19 protein-coding genes are annotated in these 21,980 nt (G+C 43.9%); 5 read left to right on the top strand and 14 right to left on the bottom strand.

Annotation, left to right across the window (positions count from 1 at the left end; all coding sequences use genetic code 11):
• Positions 1-66 precede the first annotated feature (66 nt).
• Both BCU07_RS06510 and BCU07_RS06505 read right to left on the bottom strand, forming a co-directional pair.
• The gene (locus BCU07_RS06510; protein ID WP_017059708.1) at positions 67-1,260 is read right to left on the bottom strand and encodes a class I SAM-dependent methyltransferase; all 1,194 of its coding nucleotides are present in this window, start codon (positions 1,258-1,260) and stop codon (positions 67-69) included.
• Positions 1,261-1,389: 129 nt separating this feature from the next.
• Positions 1,390-2,775, bottom strand: a complete 1,386-nt coding sequence (locus BCU07_RS06505) for a methyl-accepting chemotaxis protein (protein ID WP_102428946.1) — start codon at positions 2,773-2,775, stop codon at positions 1,390-1,392.
• 88 nt (positions 2,776-2,863) lie between these two features.
• On the opposite strand from BCU07_RS06505, the gene yccX reads away from it, so the two are divergent.
• Positions 2,864-3,151, top strand: coding sequence for an acylphosphatase (yccX, locus tag BCU07_RS06500; protein ID WP_017059706.1), 288 nt, complete (start codon positions 2,864-2,866; stop codon positions 3,149-3,151).
• 59 nt (positions 3,152-3,210) lie between these two features.
• Here yccX and BCU07_RS06495 read toward each other — a convergent pair whose 3' ends face one another.
• From BCU07_RS06495 to BCU07_RS06470, 6 genes are all read right to left on the bottom strand, one after another.
• The gene (locus BCU07_RS06495; RefSeq protein WP_017057205.1) at positions 3,211-3,540 is read right to left on the bottom strand and encodes a TusE/DsrC/DsvC family sulfur relay protein; all 330 of its coding nucleotides are present in this window, start codon (positions 3,538-3,540) and stop codon (positions 3,211-3,213) included.
• 160 nt (positions 3,541-3,700) lie between these two features.
• On the bottom strand, positions 3,701-4,366 hold the full coding sequence (locus BCU07_RS06490) for a Bax inhibitor-1/YccA family protein (RefSeq protein ID WP_017057206.1): 666 nt from the start codon (positions 4,364-4,366) through the stop codon (positions 3,701-3,703).
• A 282-nt stretch (positions 4,367-4,648) separates the two neighbouring features.
• Positions 4,649-5,413, bottom strand: coding sequence for an amino acid ABC transporter ATP-binding protein (locus BCU07_RS06485; RefSeq protein WP_017059704.1), 765 nt, complete (start codon positions 5,411-5,413; stop codon positions 4,649-4,651).
• Positions 5,414-5,435: 22 nt separating this feature from the next.
• Positions 5,436-6,533, bottom strand: a complete 1,098-nt coding sequence (locus tag BCU07_RS06480) for an amino acid ABC transporter permease (protein WP_017066317.1) — start codon at positions 6,531-6,533, stop codon at positions 5,436-5,438.
• 1 nt (position 6,534) lies between these two features.
• Positions 6,535-7,740: an amino acid ABC transporter permease gene (locus BCU07_RS06475; protein ID WP_017066316.1), complete on the bottom strand. Its 1,206-nt coding sequence runs from the start codon at positions 7,738-7,740 to the stop codon at positions 6,535-6,537.
• Between the two features lie 71 nt (positions 7,741-7,811).
• Positions 7,812-8,840 (bottom strand): amino acid ABC transporter substrate-binding protein, encoded by a 1,029-nt coding sequence (locus tag BCU07_RS06470; RefSeq protein ID WP_017059701.1) that lies wholly within the window; start codon positions 8,838-8,840, stop codon positions 7,812-7,814.
• A 480-nt stretch (positions 8,841-9,320) separates the two neighbouring features.
• Here BCU07_RS06470 and BCU07_RS06465 point away from each other — a divergent pair, with 480 nt between their 5' ends.
• The gene (locus BCU07_RS06465) at positions 9,321-10,262 is read left to right on the top strand and encodes a bifunctional precorrin-2 dehydrogenase/sirohydrochlorin ferrochelatase (protein WP_017059700.1); all 942 of its coding nucleotides are present in this window, start codon (positions 9,321-9,323) and stop codon (positions 10,260-10,262) included.
• 185 nt (positions 10,263-10,447) lie between these two features.
• Here BCU07_RS06465 and BCU07_RS06460 read toward each other — a convergent pair whose 3' ends face one another.
• Together BCU07_RS06460 and BCU07_RS06455 are read right to left on the bottom strand one after the other, a co-directional pair.
• Positions 10,448-10,930 (bottom strand): YajQ family cyclic di-GMP-binding protein, encoded by a 483-nt coding sequence (locus tag BCU07_RS06460; protein ID WP_017063832.1) that lies wholly within the window; start codon positions 10,928-10,930, stop codon positions 10,448-10,450.
• A 12-nt stretch (positions 10,931-10,942) separates the two neighbouring features.
• Positions 10,943-12,001, bottom strand: a complete 1,059-nt coding sequence (locus tag BCU07_RS06455) for a 3-deoxy-7-phosphoheptulonate synthase (RefSeq protein ID WP_017059698.1) — start codon at positions 11,999-12,001, stop codon at positions 10,943-10,945.
• Positions 12,002-12,208: 207 nt separating this feature from the next.
• Here BCU07_RS06455 and BCU07_RS06450 point away from each other — a divergent pair, with 207 nt between their 5' ends.
• Together BCU07_RS06450 and BCU07_RS06445 are read left to right on the top strand one after the other, a co-directional pair.
• Positions 12,209-13,096: a putative PEP-binding protein gene (locus tag BCU07_RS06450; RefSeq protein ID WP_050621296.1), complete on the top strand. Its 888-nt coding sequence runs from the start codon at positions 12,209-12,211 to the stop codon at positions 13,094-13,096.
• Between the two features lie 159 nt (positions 13,097-13,255).
• Positions 13,256-13,741 (top strand): PaaI family thioesterase, encoded by a 486-nt coding sequence (locus BCU07_RS06445; protein WP_017059696.1) that lies wholly within the window; start codon positions 13,256-13,258, stop codon positions 13,739-13,741.
• Positions 13,742-13,849: 108 nt separating this feature from the next.
• On the opposite strand, the gene BCU07_RS06440 is transcribed toward BCU07_RS06445, so the two are convergent.
• The gene (locus tag BCU07_RS06440) at positions 13,850-15,205 is read right to left on the bottom strand and encodes a hypothetical protein (protein ID WP_017063834.1); all 1,356 of its coding nucleotides are present in this window, start codon (positions 15,203-15,205) and stop codon (positions 13,850-13,852) included.
• 28 nt (positions 15,206-15,233) lie between these two features.
• On the opposite strand from BCU07_RS06440, the gene BCU07_RS06435 reads away from it, so the two are divergent.
• Positions 15,234-16,142 carry a S1 RNA-binding domain-containing protein gene (locus BCU07_RS06435; protein WP_017059694.1) on the top strand — a complete coding sequence of 303 codons (909 nt, stop codon included), beginning with the start codon at positions 15,234-15,236 and terminating at the stop codon, positions 16,140-16,142.
• 299 nt (positions 16,143-16,441) lie between these two features.
• Here the strand turns inward: BCU07_RS06435 and rsmF are convergent, their stop codons facing one another.
• The 3 genes from rsmF to BCU07_RS06420 all read right to left on the bottom strand — a co-directional run bounded on the left by rsmF (position 16,442) and on the right by BCU07_RS06420 (position 21,940).
• The gene (rsmF, locus tag BCU07_RS06430) at positions 16,442-17,863 is read right to left on the bottom strand and encodes a 16S rRNA (cytosine(1407)-C(5))-methyltransferase RsmF (protein ID WP_102428947.1); all 1,422 of its coding nucleotides are present in this window, start codon (positions 17,861-17,863) and stop codon (positions 16,442-16,444) included.
• A gap of 149 nt (positions 17,864-18,012) precedes the next feature.
• Positions 18,013-20,670: an MlaD family protein gene (locus BCU07_RS06425; RefSeq protein ID WP_102428948.1), complete on the bottom strand. Its 2,658-nt coding sequence runs from the start codon at positions 20,668-20,670 to the stop codon at positions 18,013-18,015.
• Positions 20,657-21,940, bottom strand: coding sequence for a paraquat-inducible protein A (locus BCU07_RS06420; RefSeq protein WP_065585048.1), 1,284 nt, complete (start codon positions 21,938-21,940; stop codon positions 20,657-20,659). The genes BCU07_RS06425 and BCU07_RS06420 overlap by 14 nt, the downstream gene beginning before the upstream one ends.
• Positions 21,941-21,980: the final 40 nt, after the last annotated feature.

The raw sequence follows: 21,980 nt of genomic DNA, 5'->3' as shown, positions 1-21,980 counted from the left end.
AAGCTTCGGTCTCTAGCCCAAACAGAAACCACCTTTGTGTAAGGTGGTTTTTATTTTTAGTCGCTATTATAAAACCTTACAAGCAAAGCCTTTCAGGTAGAAACCTTCTGGGTAGGCAGTGTCTGTTAGGTGGTCGGCTGCTTGCTCGAAGCGTTCTACGAACTTAACAGTGCGGCCTGCATCTAATGCTGCATCAGCAATGATTTTTTGGAACAAATCAGTACCCATTAAGCCAGAGCAAGAGTAGGTGAGTAGAGTGCCACCTGGTTTCAGGATTTGCATTGCAAGCATGTTAACGTCTTTGTAGCCGTTAGCGCCTGAAGTTAGGTTATTCTTGCTTGAAACAAACTTTGGTGGGTCCATGATCACTACGTCAAACTTAGTGCCTTGATCACGGTACTCACGAAGCAGTTTGAAAACGTCAGCATTTAGGAACACAGCGCGCTTTTTCGAAATATCAAACTCATTAAGTTCAGCGTTGAATTTAGCTGTATCAAGAGCTAGTTGAGATACGTCAGCGTTGATAACACGCTTTGCGTCGCCTTTAAGCGCGTAAAGGCCAAAACCACCCGTGTATGAGAAGCAGTTAAGGACATCTTTGCCTTTAACGTACTTCATAGATTCTTTGCGGCTATCACGTTGGTCCATGTAGAAGCCCGTTTTGTGGCCTTCCATAATGTTCACGCTGATCTTAACGCCGTTTTCTTCAATCACAATTGACTTAGGTGGCTCTTCACCGTGAAGAACGCCAACAACCTGTTCTAAGCCTTCTTTCTTACGAACTGCCACGTCTGAACGCTCGTAGATGTTGCAATCAGGGAAGCACTCGATTAACGCTTCAACTAATACGCTTTTGTTAAACTCAGCGCCAGCACTTAGCAGTTGGCAAACAAGGAAGTCTTGGTATTTGTCGATTGTGATACCTGGCAAGCCATCTGACTCTGCGGCCGTTAGGCGGTAGCCCGTTAGACCATCACGCTCAATGATGTCTTCACGTAAAGACTGTGCGTCTTGAATTCGTTTTACGAAGAACGCCTTGTTGATCTCTTCTTTTTCAAATGTCCAAACACGAGCTCGAATTTGAGATTCTGGTGAGTAAGCCGCTTTTGCAAGCCACTGACCATTTTGAGCATATACGTCTACAGTTTCACCTTGTTTTGGTTCGCCTTCGACCTTATCGATACCGCGTGAAAATACCCAAGGGTGTTTGCGGCGTAGTGATTTATCTCGGCCTTTAGCTAGATGAATTGAAGGAGTCATAATTTACTCTGTTTGTTGAATTTGAAGGAGGGGTATTGTCGGGGAAGTACAGGTGAAAAGCAAATAAGAAAGGGCTGCAGAAGCAGCCCTAGTAATGATTAATCAACACATTGTGGTTGGAGAACAGTATTAAGCTTTAAGACCTGTCAGCAAACCTTCCATCGCATCGCTTTGTTTACGAAGTTGGTCAACATTGGAATTACTCTTACTGATCATCTCGCAGATGCTGTCTGATTGATGACGAATCTCTTCAACACTCTGTGCAATGTTGTCAGCGACTGCGCCTTGTTCTTCAGCCGCGGTAGCAATTTGAGTGCTGCTATCTGAAATAGACTGGTTCTTTTCCGCTAATGAACCGATCTCGACGTTCACTTCTGACATCAGTGTTTGGCCTTCGTTAGCATTGTTCACTGTGACTTCCATCAGCTTGGTCAGCGATTGACTGTTACGTTGTAATGATTCAATCATGCTTTGGATTTCAACCGTTGCTTTCTGAGTACGACCGGCAAGGGCACGAACTTCATCGGCAACAACAGCAAATCCACGACCTTGCTCGCCAGCACGTGCGGCTTCGATAGCGGCGTTCAACGCCAACAGGTTAGTCTGTTCAGAAATACCGTTGATGGTTGCGACTACTTCATCGATCTGCGCAGCGTTGGCATCCAGCTCTTCTACTGCTTGTGAAGCGGATTGGATCTCTTGAGATAGGCTAGAGATAGACTCCAATGTATTTGAAACCTTTAATTGACCGCTCTGAGCAACGCCGCGAGCGTCCATCGTTTGTGAACTAGACGCATGAGCAAGGGTAGCGACTTCGCGAATGGTAGCCGCCATTTGTTCCGTTGCACTTGCTAAGCTATTCAGGTGTTCTTGTTGGTTACCTGAGATGTCTTGGTTCAAGTCCGAGCTGATGTGCTGCATGAGAGCGACAGACTCTTGGATTGATAGAACCATGTTTTGTTCACGCTCCGCAACTTTATCGATTGTAATCGCGATTTCGCTGAACTCGTCACGAACTAAGAAGTAGTTCATGCGGCAAGTTAAGTCGCCATTCGCAAGCGTGTTCAGAGCTTTGTTCATAGAGAACATCGCGCCGCCAATAAAGGTCATGATGTAGTAAACACCTAGTGCGATAAGCGTTAGGGTTACAGCGATGATAGAAACCTGAGTCGTCGATAGAGCAGACCAAAGGTTTTGGTCATGGTTAGCAACTAGGCTGAACGCTCCATTCATCACTGAAACAGAACCAGCACCGTAGCCTAAAGAGATGGTTTCAGAGCTGCTGACAAGCTGAGCTACTTGATCTTTAGTGAGTTGACCCGCTTCGATAAGCCCTTTCATCAAGAGCATTTCTTCTTGATAAAGGTGAGCAAGTAAAGAGTCCGCGGCACTATCTAAAACGAGAGTTAATATAACCAGGGCGAGAAGAGGCAATAAGAAGAATAGATAGAACTTTTCTTGGATTTTTAGGTGAATGAGATATTTGTCAATCCAACGAAATGGGATTTCTTTCATAATCGTTATACTCGAAGTAAGTCCACCAATAAGCGGTGAATGAATAGAAACTCGACTATATCATTCATATAATTTATGAGGCAACGTTATGGAAAGTTCACAATATATTTTTGTCGTGTCAGGCGTAGTTCAATGTGTTGGGTTCCGTTACCACACCAGTAGGCAGGCGCAAGCTATGGGTCTCTCAGGTTATGCAAAGAACTTAAATGATGGTCGAGTTGAAGTGTTAGTTGTCGGAGAGAGTCAGCAAATTGAGAAGTTACATGCTTGGCTCTATATTGGCCCTTCGAGCGCAACAGTAGACAACGTTGTGATGCATCAAGTTAAAGATAGTGAGCGCCAAGACGTACGCATAGGGGCGTTTAAAATACTGTAGTTGTAGCACTACAGTATTTTATATTGAACGTAACTTAATGACCTAAAGCGGGTTAGGTTTTACAAGCACTTTGCTGGTTTAGGTAAACCGGCGAGCTTGGTCGCTTGTTTTGCAGGGCCTTTTTTGAATAACTTGAAAAGGTACTTACTATTGCCTTTTTCTGGGCCGTGAGCTTTTTCCATTGCTTTAACGAGCATGCGAACCGCTGGTGAGGTGTTGAACTCTTCGTAAAAGCTCCTTACAAAATGTACGACTTCTAAGTGTGCATCTGTAAGTTCAATCGCCTCGTCTTGAGCAAGAATTTCAATCATGCCTTCTTCCCATTGCGTGTAATCCAATAGGTAGCCTTGAGCGTCGGTTTCGATTTGCTTGCCGTTATATTCAAACATGTTTAATCCAGAATCCAATTAACTATGCGGATAGGGTACATGACCAAGTTTGTCTTTCTCAACAGAAATTGTAGCTATCCAATGAAATATCGTACTTATAGATACAAAAAAGCCCAAGAGGTAGGCTCTTGGGCTAGATATTCTTCAATGATGGGAACGATTAGTCGTCGCTGCCCATGATGCCTAGGATGCTTAGTAGGCTGATGAAGATGTTGTAGATCGATACGTACAAGCTGATCGTTGCAGAGATGTAGTTTGTTTCACCGCCACGAATGATGTTTTGCGTTGTAAGCAAGATAACACCAGTCGAGAACAGGATGAACATACCGCTCATTGCCAATGATAGTAGAGGCATTTGTAGGAAGATGTTTGCAACCATACCTACAAGTAGTACTACGAAACCAGCTAATAGCATGCCATTAAGGAACGACAGGTCACGCTTAGTTGTTAGTGCGTAAGCTGATGCGCCCATAAACGCCAGTGCTGTACCGCCAAGTGCAGTTAGGATGACATCACCCATGCCTGCGCCAACGTACATGTTTAAGATTGGACCGATGGTGTAGCCTAAGAAACCTGTAAATAGGAATGTGAAGACTAGACCCATGCTGTTGTCACGGTTCTTTTCTGTTAGGAAAAGTAGGCCGTAGAAGCCAACTAGCATGATAATAAGACCCGGGCGAGGAAGGTTCATCGCCATGGATACGCCTGCTACAACAGCAGACCAAAGTAGTGTCATAGACAGTAATGCGTAGGTGTTACGCAACACTTTATTGGTTTGCAGAGCACTTTCTTGAGATGCTGTGCGTGAAAACATAGGGCTGTTCATAATCTTCCTCGTAAGGTGACTTTAATAGTTATTAGTACATTTATGGGGGTGAAAGTTCGAAAAATCAAGTCTCTCATTCCTCTTGTATACGTAAAATAATAATCAAAATAGTCGGTTAAGTGTTTCTGAAGGTGTAACAAAGTATTTCTTAAAGTGCAGTTAAGGTTCGTTGTTCAATTTTAATCGCACTGAATCGCTGTTTATAATCTTGAAAAACTAATTATAACACTGAAAACAAAGAGGCGACCTAAGCCGCCTCTGTAGTTTATGCATCATAACACATTAGTGGTGTAAGATTTGGCTTAAGAAGTTCTGCGTTCTGTCTGATTGTGGGTTTTCAAAGAAATCGACAGGGTTGTTCTCTTCTATGATTTCACCGGCATCCATGAAGATAACGCGATCCGCGACCTCTTTAGCAAAGCCCATCTCGTGCGTTACACAAAGCATCGTCATGCCTTCTTCTGCAAGCTCAACCATTACGTCTAACACCTCACGAACCATTTCTGGATCGAGCGCCGACGTTGGCTCATCAAACAGCATCACTTGAGGGTTCATACACAAAGAGCGAGCGATAGCTACACGCTGCTGTTGACCACCTGAAAGCTGACCTGGGAACTTGTCCGCTTGCTCAGGGATTTTTACGCGCTCTAGGTACTTCATTGCAATCGCTTCGGCTTCTTCTTTTGGCATCTTTTTGACCCAGATTGGAGCCAGAGTACAGTTCTCTAATACCGTCAGATGTGGAAACAGATTGAAGTGTTGGAAACACATGCCGACATCTCTACGCACGGCTTCGATGTTCTTTAGGTCTTCCGTTAATTCATTACCTGAAACGAAGATATGACCTTTTTGGTGCTCTTCTAATCGGTTGATGCAGCGGATCATCGTTGATTTACCAGAGCCTGAAGGGCCACAGATAACGATTTTCTCGCCTTTTTTAACTTCTAAATTGATGTTCTTAAGTACGTGGAATTCACCGTACCACTTGTTCATGTCTTTCAACTCGATCATAAGACCTTGAGAGTTGTTTTCTGTCTGCTGCGTCATAATACGTCCTTGATCTTGTTAATTATCGTTTGTGACCGGTGTGAAGTCTGTTTTCTAGCCATATCGAATATCTCGACATGCCAAAACAAAACACCCAGAACACTAACGCGACAAATACATAACTTTCTGTTGAATACCCAAGCCATTCAGGGTCGGTATTCGCGGCTTGGCCAATTCCTAGTACATCAAACATACCAATAATCAAAACAAGACTGGTATCTTTAAACAAACCAATGAAGGTGTTCACAATTGAAGGAATCGTGATTTTAAGAGCTTGAGGTAGAATGATAAGCCCAGTCTTTTTCCAGTAGCTTAACCCCAGAGCATCAGCTGCTTCGTATTGGCCTTTTGGTATTGCTTGTAGACCACCTCGAATTACTTCGGCCATGTAGGCTGCACTGAATAGAACTACCCCTACAAGTGCTCGAATGAGCTTATCGGTTTCTGTCCCTTCTGATAAAAAGAGTGGCAGCATTACTGAAGCCATGAATAGAACTGTAATGAGCGGTACGCCACGCCAAATTTCGATGTATACGGTACACATACTGCGAATGATCGGCATCTCTGAGCGGCGCCCAAGAGCAAGTGCAACACCAATAGGGAGTGACACTACAATACCAACAAGTGCGATGACCAGTGTAACCAGTAGGCCGCCCCATTTATGGGTATCAACAACTTCTAACCCAAAGACGCCACCGTATAGCAAGCCAGCAATGATAAATGGGTAGATGTTGACGAAGAACAACCAAATCCACGTACGTTTAGGTGTTTTTTCATAAGCCAGTAAGGCTACAAAAATGGCCAACGTTGCATAGAAGAGGCGAGGTCGCCACAGTTCAGCTTCTGGGTAGAAGCCATACATGAATTGGTCCCAACGAACGCTGATAAAAACCCAACAAGCGCCTTCGCTAGTACAGGCATCACGTGTGGTTCCTATCCAGTCGGCACTGATGAATGCCCAATCCGCTATTGCCCATAATAGGGTGAAAGCAAAGTAAGCAAGAATCACAGTGACGACGCTGTTAACAGGTCCATTAAATAGATTTTTTCTTAACCAACCGACTGGCCCAACGGTATTCGCTGGAGGCGGAAGATCAGGTTGAAATTGATGTGTACTCATCTTATCTCTCCACCAATGCTACTTTGCGGTTGTATATGTTCATTAGAGCGGACGTTAATAGGCTCAAGGTTAGGTAGACGCCCATTGTCATCGCGATTACTTCGATAGCTTGTCCAGTTTGGTTAAGTGTTGTTCCTGCAAATACAGAGACAAGATCAGGATAACCAATGGCCATCGCAAGTGATGAGTTTTTGGTCAGGTTTAGATACTGACTGGTTAGTGGTGGGATAATGATTCTTAATGCTTGTGGAATAATGACAAGCTTTAGAGTTCTAGAACGTGGGATGCCTAGAGACATCGCAGCCTCAGTTTGCCCATGGTTTACCGCGTTAATACCTGAACGAACAATCTCAGCAATGAACGCTGCTGTATAGATACTTAAAGCGAGCATCAATGCAGCAAGCTCAGGGATTATCGTAACACCACCCTTGAAGTTAAACCCTTTCAACACAGGGTAATCTGCAGAGATAGGCATGCCCATAACAAAGTAAGTTATCAACGGTAAGCCTAAAATCAACGCAGCTGCAATTCGCAACATCGGTGTTTGTTGGCCGGTCAGTTTCTGTCTGTTCTTAGCCCAGATGTTGATAATAAACGTAGCGATAATACCGACAATCAATGATGCGATGACAATGCTACTGCCTTGCTCAAAGACTGGAGCAGGGAAGTACAACCCGCGTACGTTCAAGAAAATTGCTTCACCTAGACTCATACTTTGACGAGCAGAAGGCAAGGCTTGTAGAACGGCGAAATACCAGAAAAAGATTTGTAATAGCAGAGGGATATTTCGGAATATCTCAATGTAGACAGCTGCAAATCGGCTAACTAGCCAGTTTGAAGAGAGTCTAGCGATACCCATACTAAAGCCCAGCACTGTCGCTAGCATGATGCCGAGTACTGAAACCAAAGCGGTATTGAGAAGACCGATAAAGAATGTACGACCGTATGAGAAGGTCTCGTCGTATTCAATCAGTGTTAAGCCGATACCAAAACCAGCTTCTTGGGAGAGAAAATCAAAACCAGTGGTGATACCACGGGAATCTAAGTTTGTGAGTGCATTATTTACAATCGTGTAAAAGAAAGCACAAAGCGCCCCGACGGCGATAATTTGGAAAATGATGGAGCGAAAAGTGGGGTTGTAAAATAAGTTGGCACTTTTGGGCTGTGGCTTTGCCTGAGCTGGAGAAATAGTTTCATTAGGTTTCATACTACTATAACCTCAAATCCATTTAATAAATAGGGCGGAAAACTCCGCCCTAATTGATGCTTGAAAATTTATTAACGGATTGGTGGAGCGTACATAAAGCCGCCCGCATTCCATAATGCATTTACACCACGAGAGATTTGAAGTGGAGAACCTGTACCAACAGTACGCTCAAAACTCTCACCGTAGTTACCAACTTGCTTAATTACTTGGTACCCCCAGTCGTCGCGAATGCCAAGGCCTTTACCTTTAGGACCGTCTACACCAAGAATACGTTTGATGTTTGGATCTTTTGACTTAAGCATTTCGTCTGCATTTTTAGAAGAGATGCCGTATTCTTCCGCGTTAATCATTGCTGAAAGTGTCCACTTAGCAACGTTAAACCATTGATCATCATCTTGACGAACAACAGGGCCTAGAGGCTCTTTAGAGATGATTTCAGGAAGTACTTCTGCAGATTTAGGATCAGCTAGGTTTAGGCGAAGTGCGTATAGACCAGATTGGTCAGTTGTTAGTACGTCACAACGACCTGCGTCGAAACCTTTCGATGTTTGTGCTGCCGTATCGAATACCACTGGCTTGTAAGACATGCCACTGTTACGGAAGTAATCGGCTAGGTTAAGTTCAGTTGTTGTACCTGATTGAACACATACAGAAGCGCCATCAAGCTCTTGAGCACTTGTTAGGCCAAGTTCTTTCTTAACCATGAAGCCTTGACCATCGTAGTAGTTAACGCCTACGAAGTTCAGACCTAGAGCAGTGTCACGATGTAATGTCCATGTTGTGTTACGAGATAGTACGTCGATTTCGCCAGATTGAAGCGCAGTAAAACGCTCTTTTGCTGTTAGAGGTACATACTTAACTTTAGTCTTGTCACCGAGTACAGCCGCTGCAAGAGCTTGACAATACTCAACATCAATTCCTTCCCATTCACCTTTTGAGTTAGGGTTAGAGAACCCTGGAAGACCGGTACTTACACCACAAGTTAGAAAACCTTGAGATGTGACTTTGTCCAGAGTGCTTTCTGCCGCTGATGCCGATGTTGCCATCATCGCAGTTGATGCAGCTACTACTGAAGCAAGAAGTGTTAGTTTATTTGTCATTTGTATCCTTCCTTGTTAACCAGGTGACACCTGATACTCGTGCTCGTTTGAGTTTCTCTTATGTGTTGCGTTTTCTATGACCTTGTTGTTCAAATTAAACGAGTTGCATTTTGCAAATGAAACTGTGTGCGATTTAAACAACTGTTTATAAGGTTAGGAAAGGATCCGTAGTTTCACAAATGTATAATTTAAAAAGAATTTTGAATGAAATCACAAATCCGAACACAATTAGAATGACCAAATGTTAAGTGAATGTAAATAGTGCAACGGTTCACACTGTTGGTGCAACGAGATTTAGATTTTTATATTGATAATCGACTAGATAAATATTCTGAATAAACATCACAATGATGAAATATTAAACTTAAGAAATGTTGAAATTTGGTCAATAAATATTTTTATTACACTTCGATAGTTATGAATATGCTCCAAATTTGGTAGCATGGCTGAATAGTTATTGAAGTAGTCTCAAGGAAGAACATGCGTTATTTCCCAATGTTTTTGGATGTAGAAAATAAGCCAATCTTAGTGGTTGGTGGGGGTGAGGTTGCTTGCCGTAAAGTCGATAGCTTACTACGAGCGGGAGCGGATGTGACTTTGGTGTCTCCCAAGGTAGCGCCTTACTTAAAGCAGCTTGTGGACGAGAACAAGCTTCACTGGGTTCAAAACTTTTACTCGTCACAGATCATATCGAAAAATTACTTGCAGGTTTGGGCCACAACAGACAACCCAAGCTTGAATCACCAAGTGTATAATGATGCGAAAAAACTGGGCATTTTAGTCAATGTGGTTGACGATCTTCCTTACTGCGACTTCATCACACCTTCGATGATAAATCGCGGCAGAATCCAAATTGCCATCTCTAGTGGCGGGGCATCCCCTGTTTTAGTAAGAAATATCAGAGAAAAACTCGAAACGGTATTGCCACAAAACATAGGTTTGATAGCAGACTTCGGTGCATCAAAACGCAATTCAATCAAAGAGTCATTCCCAACCGTCGACGAGCGTCGTAAATTTTGGGAGCGTTTCTTGTCATCCAGCTTTATCGAGCAGGTGAATGACAGAGAGCAGTTAGAGTCTTACTACCAGCAAGCGCTAACCGAAGGCATTGATAGCGAAGGGCAGGTCACTTGGATTGAATTCGAGCAAGATGTCGAGCTGCTGTCTATGAAGGCTTTACGTTTGATGCAGGAGGCAGAGCTCGTACTTTCACCGAGCGATTGTCCATTTGAATTTATCGACCTGTGCCGCCGAGATGCAGAAAGAGAGAGCTACGCCAACAGCGGAGAGCTATCAACAAAGCTTGAGCAAGCAAGAGCAGAGAAATTACGAGTGTGTGTGTTTATTCCACCAGCAAGCGTAGAGTTTAATCTGTTGGTCGGCAAAGATCTAAAATTGTCAGCAGCCCAAGTACTCAGTTGAGGTAATTGCTTCTAGTTGAAATGAGAGCTTTCTGGTTGTTTGAAATCGGCTAGAGGCTCGGAATAAAACTAAAGCTGGACCAGATAAATAAAAAGCCACTTCGGGAAGTGGCTTTTTGCTATTTCAAACACGACATTGTGCTGATGAATGAGCAACCCAAATAGGCGGTCGCTCAAACTCAATAATTAGTCGCGGAAGTTGTCAAACTGGAAAGGTTGACCAAGTTCACCGCCGCGAACTAGAGCCATAACAGCTTGTAGGTCATCACGCTTCTTACCAGTAACACGAACTTTGTCGCCTTGGATAGAAGCTTGAACTTTAACTTTGTTGTCTTTGATTAGCTTAACGATCTTCTTAGCGACATCAGTTTCAATGCCTTGCTTAAAGATAACCGTTTGGTGCCAAGTGCGACCTGTTTGGTCTGCCGCTTTCGCTTCCATCGCGTTAGGATCAACATTACGCTTCGTTAGGTTGCTGCGAAGGATATCGCGCATTTGCTTCAGTTGAAAATCGTCTTGAGCAGTCAATTTTACTGATTCATCTTTGTAATCAAAGCTTGCGTCAACGCCGCGGAAATCGAAACGAGTCGATAGTTCACGGTTTGCGTTGTCTACTGCGTTACGCAGTTCTACTGCTTCTACTTCAGAGATAATGTCAAATGATGGCATTGTGTTGTTTCCTTAAGCTAAGTTTCTATCTTTAATTGCTGTTGCAAGCATGTCTAGCATTGTTGCAGTATCTTCCCAGCTTAGGCATGGGTCAGTAATCGACTTGCCATATTCTAGGTTGTTAATGTCTGTCATTGGCTGGTTGCCTTCAATAATGAAGCTCTCTGCCATAATGCCTGCAATTTGGTTCTTGTTAGATTTAATTTGCTCACAAATGTCTTGTGCAACTTCTAACTGCTTACGGTGTTGCTTCTGACAGTTAGCGTGGCTAAAGTCTACAACCAAACGTTGAGGTAGATCGAATTCAGCCAGTTGCTTACATGCAGTATCTACAGATTCAGCGTCGAAGTTAGGGCCTTTATCACCACCACGTAGAATAACGTGACCGTATGGGTTGCCAGAAGTACGGTAAACCGTCATGCGGCCGTTCTTATCTGGAGAGTAGAAGTAGTGTGAAGCATGTGCTGCACGAATTGCATCGATAGCAATCTTGATGTTGCCGTTGGTCGCGTTCTTGAAGCCAACAGGGCAAGACAGTGCAGAAGCCATTTCACGGTGAATCTGAGATTCAGTTGTACGAGCGCCAATCGCACCCCAAGTGATAAGGTCTGCAATGTACTGACCTGTGATCATATCAAGGAATTCAGTCGCGGTAGCTAGGCCAAGCTTGTTGATATCTAGCAGAAGCTTACGAGCTTTGTTCAAGCCTGTTTCAAGTGCGTATGAACCATCAAGGTTAGGATCTGTAATCAAACCCTTCCAACCTACAACAGTACGAGGCTTCTCGAAGTAGGTTCTCATTACAACGAACAGTTCATCTTTGTACTGGTCTTGAATTTTGCTTAGGCGCTCAGCGTAATCAAGTGCCGCATCTGTATCGTGAACAGAGCAAGGGCCTACGATAACTAATAGGCGGTTATCACGACCAGTTAGGATATCTTCGATTTGGCGGCGAGAATTTTTAATGCGCTCAGCAACGTCGTCAGTAATAGGGTGTGCATTGCCTAGTTCGGCAGGAGTTGGCATAGGACCCAGAGCTTGGGTTCTCAACTCATCAGTTTTTAATGGCATGTGATAGCTTTTTTATTCTATTGCGAAGTGGTTAAGATAACGGAATTGAACAGAGGAATAAACTCTATTGAGTCAAAGTTATCTCAGTTATTGCTAATATTCTTATTTTTATCAGCAGGCCAGCGTCAAATAAGGGATTTTCACTTGTATTAACAGGCAGCTATCGGTATTTTCGTTTGAACACAACATAAAAATGCTGGAGCAGCAATGACTCAAGAAAATCAAAGCACTTTGCACCCAGAACTTGTCTTAGGTGATGTGCTGCCTTCTTATAACGATAATAATAATTCCAACCACTTATACGTTTCACTATCAGAATTGGTGATGGATCGTGTCTTTTATCACCCAAGTATCGAGAGTCACTTAGATACTTTGACTGATATTGAAAAAACGTCTTTAGATGCGATCCTTGGCGATAAAACTGTCGATGAGCATTTTGTTTCGACCTTAGTGATTGCCATTCAAGCTGCCGTTCAGCCAAATCACACTTCTGTTCGTATCGCATTAAGTAGTGCAGACAGCTATGGCTTCCGTTCGCTACTTGGCGGGAACTGTGAAGCTGAAGAGATTAACCCAGCACTAGGCGTTCGTGGCGTTGCTCGCTATGCAACACCAGAATACAGCAAGGCTTTCGCTTTAGAGTGTCAGGTTATTAAGGCATTACGTGAGCAGGGCATCAACGTTGAAGTAGTTGTGCCTTACGTTCGTGCGTTAAGCGATGCCGCTAAGATTATTGACCTGCTTGCCGAGCAAGGGCTACCACGCGGCCTTAACGGTTTGAAAGTACTGTTCTCGTGCGATGTGCCGTCTGCAGTGCTACTGAGCGAACGTTTACTGCATTACTTCGATGGTGTAGTGGTAAACGTTGATAGCTTAGCGTCTTTCACTTTAGGCGTAGACAAACACAATGAAGCTCAGCAGCACGCTTTTGATCCACAAAACGAAGCGGTTATTACCTTGTTGGATATGATTGTTAAAGCAACCCTGAACGCGAAGAAGCCAGTGCTGCTAGTTACGCAAGGTTTAGTCGATTATCCACGTCTACAAGGTTACATTGCTGACCTTGAAGGTGTTGAAACGGTCGTGACTGCGTAAACCGATTAGCTTGCCTGATAAGCCGACTTAAGGCGCTAATGCTTTGAGAATGAAAGAGATATCATTGTGCGATGATATCTCTTTTTTGTAACATTTTTTTGACATTCTTATCGCTAGTCGATTAACTGGTCTGATGACTAACTTGGCTAGGTAATTCGAATGTTGACCCCTCTACAAAAAGCAAATTTCTACTTAAGCATGTTTGGCTTTTTCAAAGTCCCACTTATCTGGTTGTGCCGACCAAAACTACTCGCGTTGGACAACCAACATGTTGAAGTGAAAATCCCGCTTAGAAGGCGTACTAAGAATCACCTTAACAGTATGTACTTTGGCGTTTTGGCTGTAGGTGCGGATGTCGCGGGTGGGTTTCTTGCGATGAGCAAATCTCAGCAGCAAGGTGAAAAGATCTCGTTGGCTTTTAAAGAGGTGACGGGTAACTTTTTGAAGCGCCCTGAAGGTGATGTGCATTTCACTTGTAACGACGGTGAGCTGATCAACACTATGCTGGCAGAAACCATGTCGACCGGAGAACGGGTCAATCAACCCGTAACCATTATCGCGACTTGCCCATCTTTACATGGTGACGAGCCGATGGCGGAGTTCACGCTTACGCTTTCAATTAAGAAAGTCCCTTCAAGAAAATAGCGATTAAATAATAGATTTTGGTTTAGAAGTCATGGGTAACGTTGAAGAGATAAAACAACGGTATGTGAATGGTTTCCACATACCGTTATAGAGAACTTTATAACGGCTCTATGACTCTTGAGTGATCTGCTCAATATCAACTATTTTTGAACGGTTCATAACGATCTTCCAACGGTAGTAGGTTGGTTCGTTATCATGGTTGTTCTCTTTAATGATCAGGTTGAGAAGATGACGCTTTTCTACTGATTCGCGGCTCACTTGTCCTTCATTCAAGCGGTAGATCTTGTTTGAGCCTTTATCCATCAACCGTGTCAGCGCTCTTAGGCTGATCGATAACGTTTCACGAGTCTCCTCATAACCACTCATAAAGGTCGATGTCGACATCTCAGTATGAGAGCGGTAATGCAAGATTTGCTCTTCACGTTGTACCACACGCTTTTTACGGATCGACTGAATGCGATCTGCAAGCTTAGAAAAATTTGCGTAGTCCAACCATTCCAGTTTATGGCCTACTGACTTGTTGGTCGTTGGATCATAGTAACGACGCTTCCATTTTGGCTTGCCTTTACGCAGCCAGCGCCAAAGGATGTCTCTCAAGTCATCTTTAAAGATCTCACGCAGTGCGTAAATGAAAGACATTGCCACGATGAAAGAGGCGGTAATCTCACCAAGAAAGTCACGAGCCAAGATCACAGTAGTGGTCACGACAACCATCACCAAACCGGTCGCGATGCCTTTCACGGCACGCTTAACGTTCTTACCCATCGACGTTGTCTTTTCTTTAAGCACGATAGGGTGTTCAATCAAACGACGCAGCAAACGCATCTTGTTACTCAAGCGGGTAACGTCCTCTCGAACTCTTGCTGAGTTGTAGCGGTTCAGTTTACGGTGCGCGGTCTCTTTATCACAAAGCGTTAAGAGTCGTTCTTTAATCGTTGAATACTCACTACCTCGTGGCATGTGTGAAACTAGCGATAGGAACTTTTGCTCGGTATACCAAGATAGGTAGTTATCGATATTAGCGTAGTAGCGCTTGAGATTTTCTTCGTAAGGGATGCTTCGGCGTAGCTTCTTCAAGATATCTAAAGCCAATTCAATGACTTCATCTACTTCATCAGCCGTTACGTCGTCACTATCAGTTTTATTTAAGCTGCTGACTGCTTTATCTAACGCGATAACATATTGGTAGGCAAACAGACTCAAACTGACACGATACTGTGTTGTAGATAAGCGTCCACGTTTTGCCAAGCGACTGTGTACCAAAGGTAAAAGTGTTTTGTCACTATAGTAGGCACGTTTTTGAGTGATTGAGCTGTAGAAAAAGGCACTTTCAGAAAGCACTTCAGGAGTCAGTCCAAGTTCACCGGGAATGAATAGATAAACGTCCATGTCGAGCTTTTTGGTCTTAGCCATGGCATGGTTAATTTTAAGTGTTATCGCATCTTGTTTATCAACGGTGATCAACGATGTCTCCTAGAATGTAAAAATATGAATGAAACTAGCGAAAGCATATCAGAGATCACGTATAATCTCCGCCAAATTTAAAGTAGAGACAACCTTGATGATTAATATTGGTCAAATAAACAACTTAGAAGTAGTAAAACAAGCAGACTTCGGTGTATTCCTTGACGCGAGCGACTATGGAACCGTGTTGCTGCCGAAACGATTTACTCCTGAAGGTGTTGAAATTGGTCAAAAGCTAGATGTTTTCTTATACATAGATTCTGACAACCAGATCGCTGCAACGACTGAAAAACCAATAGCTCAAGTAGGCCAGTTTGGTTTGATGACGGTTGAAGGTGTTAACAGCACTGGTGCATTCATGAGCTGGGGCGTGAAAGGTAAAGACCTTCTTGTTCCTTTCAGCGAGCAGCGTGGCCGTTTAAACGAAGGTCAGTCAATCTTAGTATATGTGTATATCGATAAAGCATCGAGCCGTATCGTTGGTACAACGAAGTTCAACAAATGGTTAGACAACACGCCTGCGACTTATAAGCAAAATGAGCAAGTCGATCTCATTATCGCTGAGCGCAGCCAGTTAGGTTACAAAGCGATCGTGAACGGTGAACACTGGGGTATGATTTTCCCATCTGACATCATCGGTAAGCTGTTCATTGGTAAAACACTAAAAGGCTACATTAAAAACGTTCGTGAAGAAGACGGTAAGATTGATTTGTCTCTTCAGAAGGTTGGTGTGGCTAAGATGGATGACTTAAGCACTAAGGTTCTTGACCTGCTTGAGAAGAAAGGCGGTTACCTGCCTTTGAATGATAAGTCTTCTCCTGAAGTTATTTTCTCTGCATTCAGAACCAGCAAAGGTACGTTCAAGAAGACAATTGGTGGTCTATACAAATCTGGCAAGATCACTATCGACAAAGAAGGTATCAGCTTAGTTAAGTAAGCGGTCCTTTCGGTCAAAAAAAAGCCCAAACCTTCCTGTTTGGGCTTAGGGGAAAGGGCTCCGAAGAGCCTACGCTAATCGTTTTAATCTTTTGACTGTTAGATTGAAGTCTAGTTTAGATTCTCTAAAGTGCGATTTTTCTTTTTGGAAATAGTGATTTGAATTGATATTTATATAATTAGCTGTTGATTTACAAGCGCTCGCACACTGACTTATATGGCCGATAGAATAGAAAAAGCCCAAACAATTAACGTTGTTTGGGCTTTTTGTTTATTAAGGTGTATTCAGTGCGAACGCTTTTAGAAAAGGTTCTTATCGCGCACGAGTTCGCGTGGTAAACCGTTCTTCACTCGGTTGCCAACCCACTTACCAAGGCCGATGATTGCACCATTGTACTTCACTAGTACTTCACCTTTTCCTGACAAGTTTTCAGGGCGAACATCGCGGCCCATGAACCATTCACGAGCATCTTCAATACTAAGCTCTACAACATTAGCTTCATTACCTGTTGCGAGCGTTGTCGCTACTTGGTGCTGCCAGCGGTAACCTTTTTTATGGGTTTCAGCGATCTTGATTCCCATGCGAGAAAAACGGAACTCACCGATCATCGGCTCTAGCGCTTCTGGGAATAGCCAAACGTCTTTGTCGCGAATCCAAACCTGAGTATCGCTTGGCAATTCGATGTCGAGAGTACTCATTAGTTGTTCAGCGACTTCTTGCTGAGTTTTCTTTGATGCTTTTTCAAATGGGAATTTACCCATACGTTTTTTAACTTCTGGTGGAGTAACAGACGTTAGTTTACGGATACGTGCAACAAAGAAACCTTCAGAGTCATAGACCTGTGGGAAGATGTGAAGAAAGCCTTCTTCTGTCGTGGTTGCTTTTGCGTTGTCGAATAGTGATTCCAGAGATTCGAATTCAACCGCATCACCAAAGGTTTCTTTTAGGTGATGACACACTTGTTGGTTCTCTTCGGTGCTAAGCGTACACGTTGAGTAAACCAAAACACCATTAGGTTTAAGAGCATGGAATGCACTTTCAATCAGATCTTTTTGCGTGTCGGCAATGTCGACCACTGATTGATACGTCCAGTTCTTCATCGCATCGGCATCTTTACGAATGGTGCCTTCGCCAGAGCAGGGTGCGTCTAGCAACACAGCATCAAACTGTTCTGGTAACCAACCACCAAAAACTCGACCGTCAAAGTTACTTAGAGCGGCATTACGAACGCCACAACGTTCGATGTTAGCGTGAAGGACTTTCACGCGGCTTGCTGCATACTCATTGGCAACCAATACACCGCGATTATTCATTAGCGCAGCGATTTGCGTTGTTTTAGAGCCGGGTGCAGCCGCAGTGTCTAGCACCGCTTGGTAATCAGCTTCGCCTTGGAAAAGTGCCGAGGGTGGCATCATCGAGCTGGCTTCTTGGATGTAGAAAAGACCAGACATGTGTTCTGCCGTATTACCTAGTGGCGCTTCACTTTCATCAACTGTAATCCAAAAGCCCGTTTCACACCAAGGTACAGGTTCCAGTTCCCAGCCTTTCTCTTTTGCTCGTACTAGGAAGTCTTCAACACTGATTTTCAATGTGTTGATTCGAATACTTTTACGAAGTGGTTTTTGGCATGACGCGACAAAAGAAGCCATATCTAGATGACTAGGCATGATTGCTTCGATGTGCGTTAGGAATTCTTCAGGAATATATACGTTAGCGTGCAAAAGAGTATCTCGATTTATTGCATTAATGCGGGGAGTTTAAAGCAAAATGAGGCCGCCCTAAACCATATTTATAGCAAACAACAAAAATGCAGCCAAATGGCTGCATTTTGATGAAGAATTAATCTTCCAGAAACGTCAGGGAATTCACTCTATGGACGAGGAATTGCGGTTCTCCATGATTTCCACTCATCTTCGGCTTGAGGATAGAGGTAGAAAGACTGATCTTCGCTTGCTACTGGTTGAAGTTCATTTGTCGGTGGCGTTGAGAATGTAATACCACCTCTTAACAAGCTGTCTACCGTTCCGGCTTTGATGTTTGCGCCTGACAGGCCGATAGAGACATCGACGCCCGACACGTTCCAGAACACGGTGTTTGCGCGGATTAGATACGCGTAGTCAGGTTCTATTTGAATCGTAGATATGATGCGATCAGCAAACTCGCCCAGCTGAACATCTATAACACTGCCAATTTCTAGTTCACGGAATAGGATAGGTGTACCTTCAGATACTGAGCCGCGCGTTTCGCTTTGCAGTTGGAATATCTTGCCTTCAGGCTGCACAGGTCCTTTGCTAAGCTCAAATTTCGTGTTTCTTTCACCTTTGCCCGGGTCTACGTTGATGTGTTTAGAGAGCAGCGCAGAGACGTTTTTGATGCCATTAAGGCCAATCTCAGGTTCTGCCAACCAGAAGTGACTGTTCGTCACGGCAATCTTGTCGACGTACTCAGGTAAAATACGCGCAGTAATTTCAATGCCGCCCTTGTTGAAGTTCGGAATCACCAAAGTAACCTCACCAACAGTGACACCTTGATATTTGATCGCCATGCCCTTGTTGACTTCTTGATCGCCAGAAGAGGTGATAGTAATCGCGCGGCCAAATTTTCGAGCAGATTTTGAATCTTTGTAAAGCTTCCACACGTCACCAAGTTTGTTGTCGATTCCCGGCAGAGAGTCAAAAGCAATACCGCCTTGGATAAGGGTTTTAACTGGTGCCGCTTTAATGCTGATACCCGATAGCGACGCATCAACCTCAACGCCTGATCGGTTCCAGAAAACAGTGTGCTTGTTGAGTAAGTGCGTGTAACGATTTTCGATTGTGACTTTGATTCTTACGCCACCGTCGGCAAGCTGAAAATCAGAAATACTACCCACTTGTAGGTTGCGGTAGAGGAGTGGACTGCCTTTAGAAATTGAAGGTAACTCACTGGCAAACAAAGAAAGTGTCTTTGAACCAGACTGATTAAACTTAGCAATTTCTGCTAACGACTTACTTTGGAAAAGTTGGTAGTCCGTTCGAGCTTCAGATTTACCTTCACTCACAAAGCTAATCGAGCCGGTAAGAAGCTGTTTTGCTGGTGGGACCGTAACACTCAAGCCTGATTCGGTTAGCTCTGCAGTCGCACTACCTGTCACAAAGAAACGGTTGTGGCTTTTGATAAGGTGCGCGTACTCATTATCGATAAGTGCATCCATGAAGACTTCGTGTTTATCAGAGCCCGTACCAACACCATCAACTAATCCCACATGGATGATAAAGCCAACGGCAATGCCTTTGTAGAGAAGTTGTGTACCGACATCTAACCCGAACGAATTGTTCGACGTTAAGCGAATCGCAACGGATTTCTCTTGTTCCTGACTGAATTCATTTTTGCGGATTGCAGTAAATCGACGCGCCTTTTCACCTTCACCCGGTACCAAGGTTAAAAAGTTACCTGTCACTAAATTGGCAATGTTTTTCATGCCAGTAAGCGACAGTTCAGCCTCTTCTAGAACGAATTTACTGCCGCTGTTTAAAAAGTCACTGAATGCCGGTTGGATAGCGGCAGATGCAACGACGTTTTCACGCCCTTCACTTAGCGATAAATCAGTGATTTGACCGATTTCAATGCCGCGATACATGATCGGAGCACCCGTTGCACTGATTTTATTATCATCGGGAACGGCAATCTTGATAGAGATACCTCGACCCGCTGTTTTCAGATCTGGGTAGAGTTTGAACTTAGTATTCATCTCAACCGGTTGGCCTTCTCCTGGAGAGTCGACCGCAATTGAACCGCCAAGCAATGCACTTAGGCTCTCTAAGCGAACATCAACACCAGAAAAGCCAATACTGGCACCTAAGCCACTGACATTCCAAAAACGGCTTTGGTCGGTAATGATATGGCTGTATTCATCTTTAATCGACGCTTGGATCGTAACGGACTTCGCGTTGTCGTTTAACTGGTAGTTGTAAACCTCACCAATTGGAATTTTTCGATAAACGATTTGAGAGCCAACAGACACACCGCCCAGATCTTTGGTTGTCAGTGAAATGTTCAAACCTTCAGAAGCGAGTAAATCAGAAGGGGACGATTCTAGGGCTTGGAAAACGGTTTCTGGTTCTTCTTTGGTTTCGCTAGGATGAATAGCAATGTAGTTACCCGAAACAAGCGCGTCTAATCCTGAGATACCAGACAAACTCGCCGTTGGTTTTACGAGCCAGAAACGTGTGCCCTTTGAAAGTAGCTTCTTCGCTTCTGGGTAGATGTCAGCATCGACATAGATGCTCGATAAATCTTTGGACAAGGTGATGTCGCGCACCATACCCACCTCTAAGCCTTGGTAACGAATTGTTGTTCGACCTGCGACTAAACCTGCGGCATCTGAAAAGTATATCTGGACACGTTGCCCTGCATCGTGTATCGATTTCATGACTAACCAACCGGCTAAGGCGACGGTTAATATCGGCAGAATCCACAAAGGTGAGATGCCTTTGTTTTTCCTTACTTCTGGTGAATATGACGTTTGTGATTGGTTATCGTTGTTCATTCACTGACTCATCTTTAGAGGTGTAGTTATCCCAAATTAGCCTAGGATCTAAGCTTTCCGCTGCTAGCATCGTGAGAACAACCACGACGCCAAAAGCGACTGCACCATAACCTGGTGTAAAGTTTAAAATTTGTCCGCGGTCGACCAAGGTCATCATGATCGAAATAACGAATAGATCCATAACCGACCATTTTCCCACCCATTTCACGATGAAATAGATGGTCATACGTTGTCTGTGGTAAATCGTACGCTTCATCTTGATACAGATTAAGATGTACGCGAGGCCCAGTATTTTCGCGACGGGAACGACGATACTGGCAATGAAAATGATCGCTGCAATGCCATACATATCGCTATTTATTAGCGACGCGACACCGGAAATTATTGTGTCTTCTAGCCTTTGTCCGTTGGTGATAAGGATAGAAATCGGAATGACGTTGGCTGGCACAATAGCCACTGATGCGGCAAACAACAGTGCCCATGTCTTCTGTATAGAGTAGGGCTTGCGGTGGTATAAGTCATGGTGACAACGCACGCAAGTATGCCCATCCGGTTGAGATAGGTGGCAGTTGTGACAGTGTACGTTCTTACTTTCAGTAAATGAGTAGTCAGATTCTTTTGTCCAAGCTTCCCAGTAGCGACGCACGCTGATGCGGCTTACCAACAATACACTGAAAAGCTGCAGAAGAATGAGGCCAACCAATCCAGGGCCGACAAAAATATCTGAGTAATCTTGCAGTTTGAAACATGAGACCGCCAAACTTACCAGAAACACATCCAACATCATCCAATGTTTTAATGTCTGGATGATGGCTAACGCATACCTAAATGGTGTAAAAAATTTGAATCGCAATGATAAATGGGTAATGAGTACCGATGTACACACGAGCAACGGAGCGATCGAACTGCAGAACAGGATCAGCAAACCAAGTAGAGGAAAGCCTTCGCCCATTAAGGTAAAAACACCCGATGGTAACGTCGCGGGTATCATGACGCCAATCAGGCGAATACTGATGAATTCAAAAAAGTGCGATGGGATAAACAGCAATAAGCAGGTAATTGCGATTGCTAGGTTTCCAGAGAGGCTAGGGGTACCGCCTCTATAAAGCTGAGTTCCGCATCTTGGGCAGTAAGCTGATTTCCCTAAAGGGATGTCCATTTTATCTACGGGAAGTTCGCAGCCCTGGCAAAGACGCACTGAGCTGCTGTCGCATTGGTGTTTTGTTGATAAAGGGTTGGTTACGGATGGGGAGGTCACGCGACCTCCCAAGTTGAAACGTAAGTTAGGTTAGCAACCCGACTTAAAGACT

The sequence above is a fragment of the Vibrio sp. 10N.261.54.E10 genome (assembly GCF_002877735.2).
GTDB lineage: Bacteria > Pseudomonadota > Gammaproteobacteria > Enterobacterales > Vibrionaceae > Vibrio > Vibrio crassostreae_C.
Note: the sequence above shows the minus strand (reverse complement) of the source record. Positions and strands in the feature narration are given on the sequence as shown.

Bases quoted from the DNA above. Each gene is read 5' to 3' on its own strand.
- BCU07_RS06510 (WP_017059708.1), bottom strand. From the start codon at position 1,260: ATGACTCCTTCAATTCATCTAGCTAAAGGCCGAGATAAATCACTACGC.
- BCU07_RS06505 (WP_102428946.1), bottom strand. From the start codon at position 2,775: ATGAAAGAAATCCCATTTCGTTGGATTGACAAATATCTCATTCACCTA.
- yccX (WP_017059706.1), top strand. From the start codon at position 2,864: ATGGAAAGTTCACAATATATTTTTGTCGTGTCAGGCGTAGTTCAATGT.
- BCU07_RS06495 (WP_017057205.1), bottom strand. From the start codon at position 3,540: ATGTTTGAATATAACGGCAAGCAAATCGAAACCGACGCTCAAGGCTAC.
- BCU07_RS06490 (WP_017057206.1), bottom strand. From the start codon at position 4,366: ATGAACAGCCCTATGTTTTCACGCACAGCATCTCAAGAAAGTGCTCTG.
- BCU07_RS06485 (WP_017059704.1), bottom strand. From the start codon at position 5,413: ATGACGCAGCAGACAGAAAACAACTCTCAAGGTCTTATGATCGAGTTG.
- BCU07_RS06480 (WP_017066317.1), bottom strand. From the start codon at position 6,533: ATGAGTACACATCAATTTCAACCTGATCTTCCGCCTCCAGCGAATACC.
- BCU07_RS06475 (WP_017066316.1), bottom strand. From the start codon at position 7,740: ATGAAACCTAATGAAACTATTTCTCCAGCTCAGGCAAAGCCACAGCCC.
- BCU07_RS06470 (WP_017059701.1), bottom strand. From the start codon at position 8,840: ATGACAAATAAACTAACACTTCTTGCTTCAGTAGTAGCTGCATCAACT.
- BCU07_RS06465 (WP_017059700.1), top strand. From the start codon at position 9,321: ATGCGTTATTTCCCAATGTTTTTGGATGTAGAAAATAAGCCAATCTTA.
- BCU07_RS06460 (WP_017063832.1), bottom strand. From the start codon at position 10,930: ATGCCATCATTTGACATTATCTCTGAAGTAGAAGCAGTAGAACTGCGT.
- BCU07_RS06455 (WP_017059698.1), bottom strand. From the start codon at position 12,001: ATGCCATTAAAAACTGATGAGTTGAGAACCCAAGCTCTGGGTCCTATG.
- BCU07_RS06450 (WP_050621296.1), top strand. From the start codon at position 12,209: ATGACTCAAGAAAATCAAAGCACTTTGCACCCAGAACTTGTCTTAGGT.
- BCU07_RS06445 (WP_017059696.1), top strand. From the start codon at position 13,256: ATGTTGACCCCTCTACAAAAAGCAAATTTCTACTTAAGCATGTTTGGC.
- BCU07_RS06435 (WP_017059694.1), top strand. From the start codon at position 15,234: ATGAAACTAGCGAAAGCATATCAGAGATCACGTATAATCTCCGCCAAA.
- BCU07_RS06425 (WP_102428948.1), bottom strand. From the start codon at position 20,670: ATGAACAACGATAACCAATCACAAACGTCATATTCACCAGAAGTAAGG.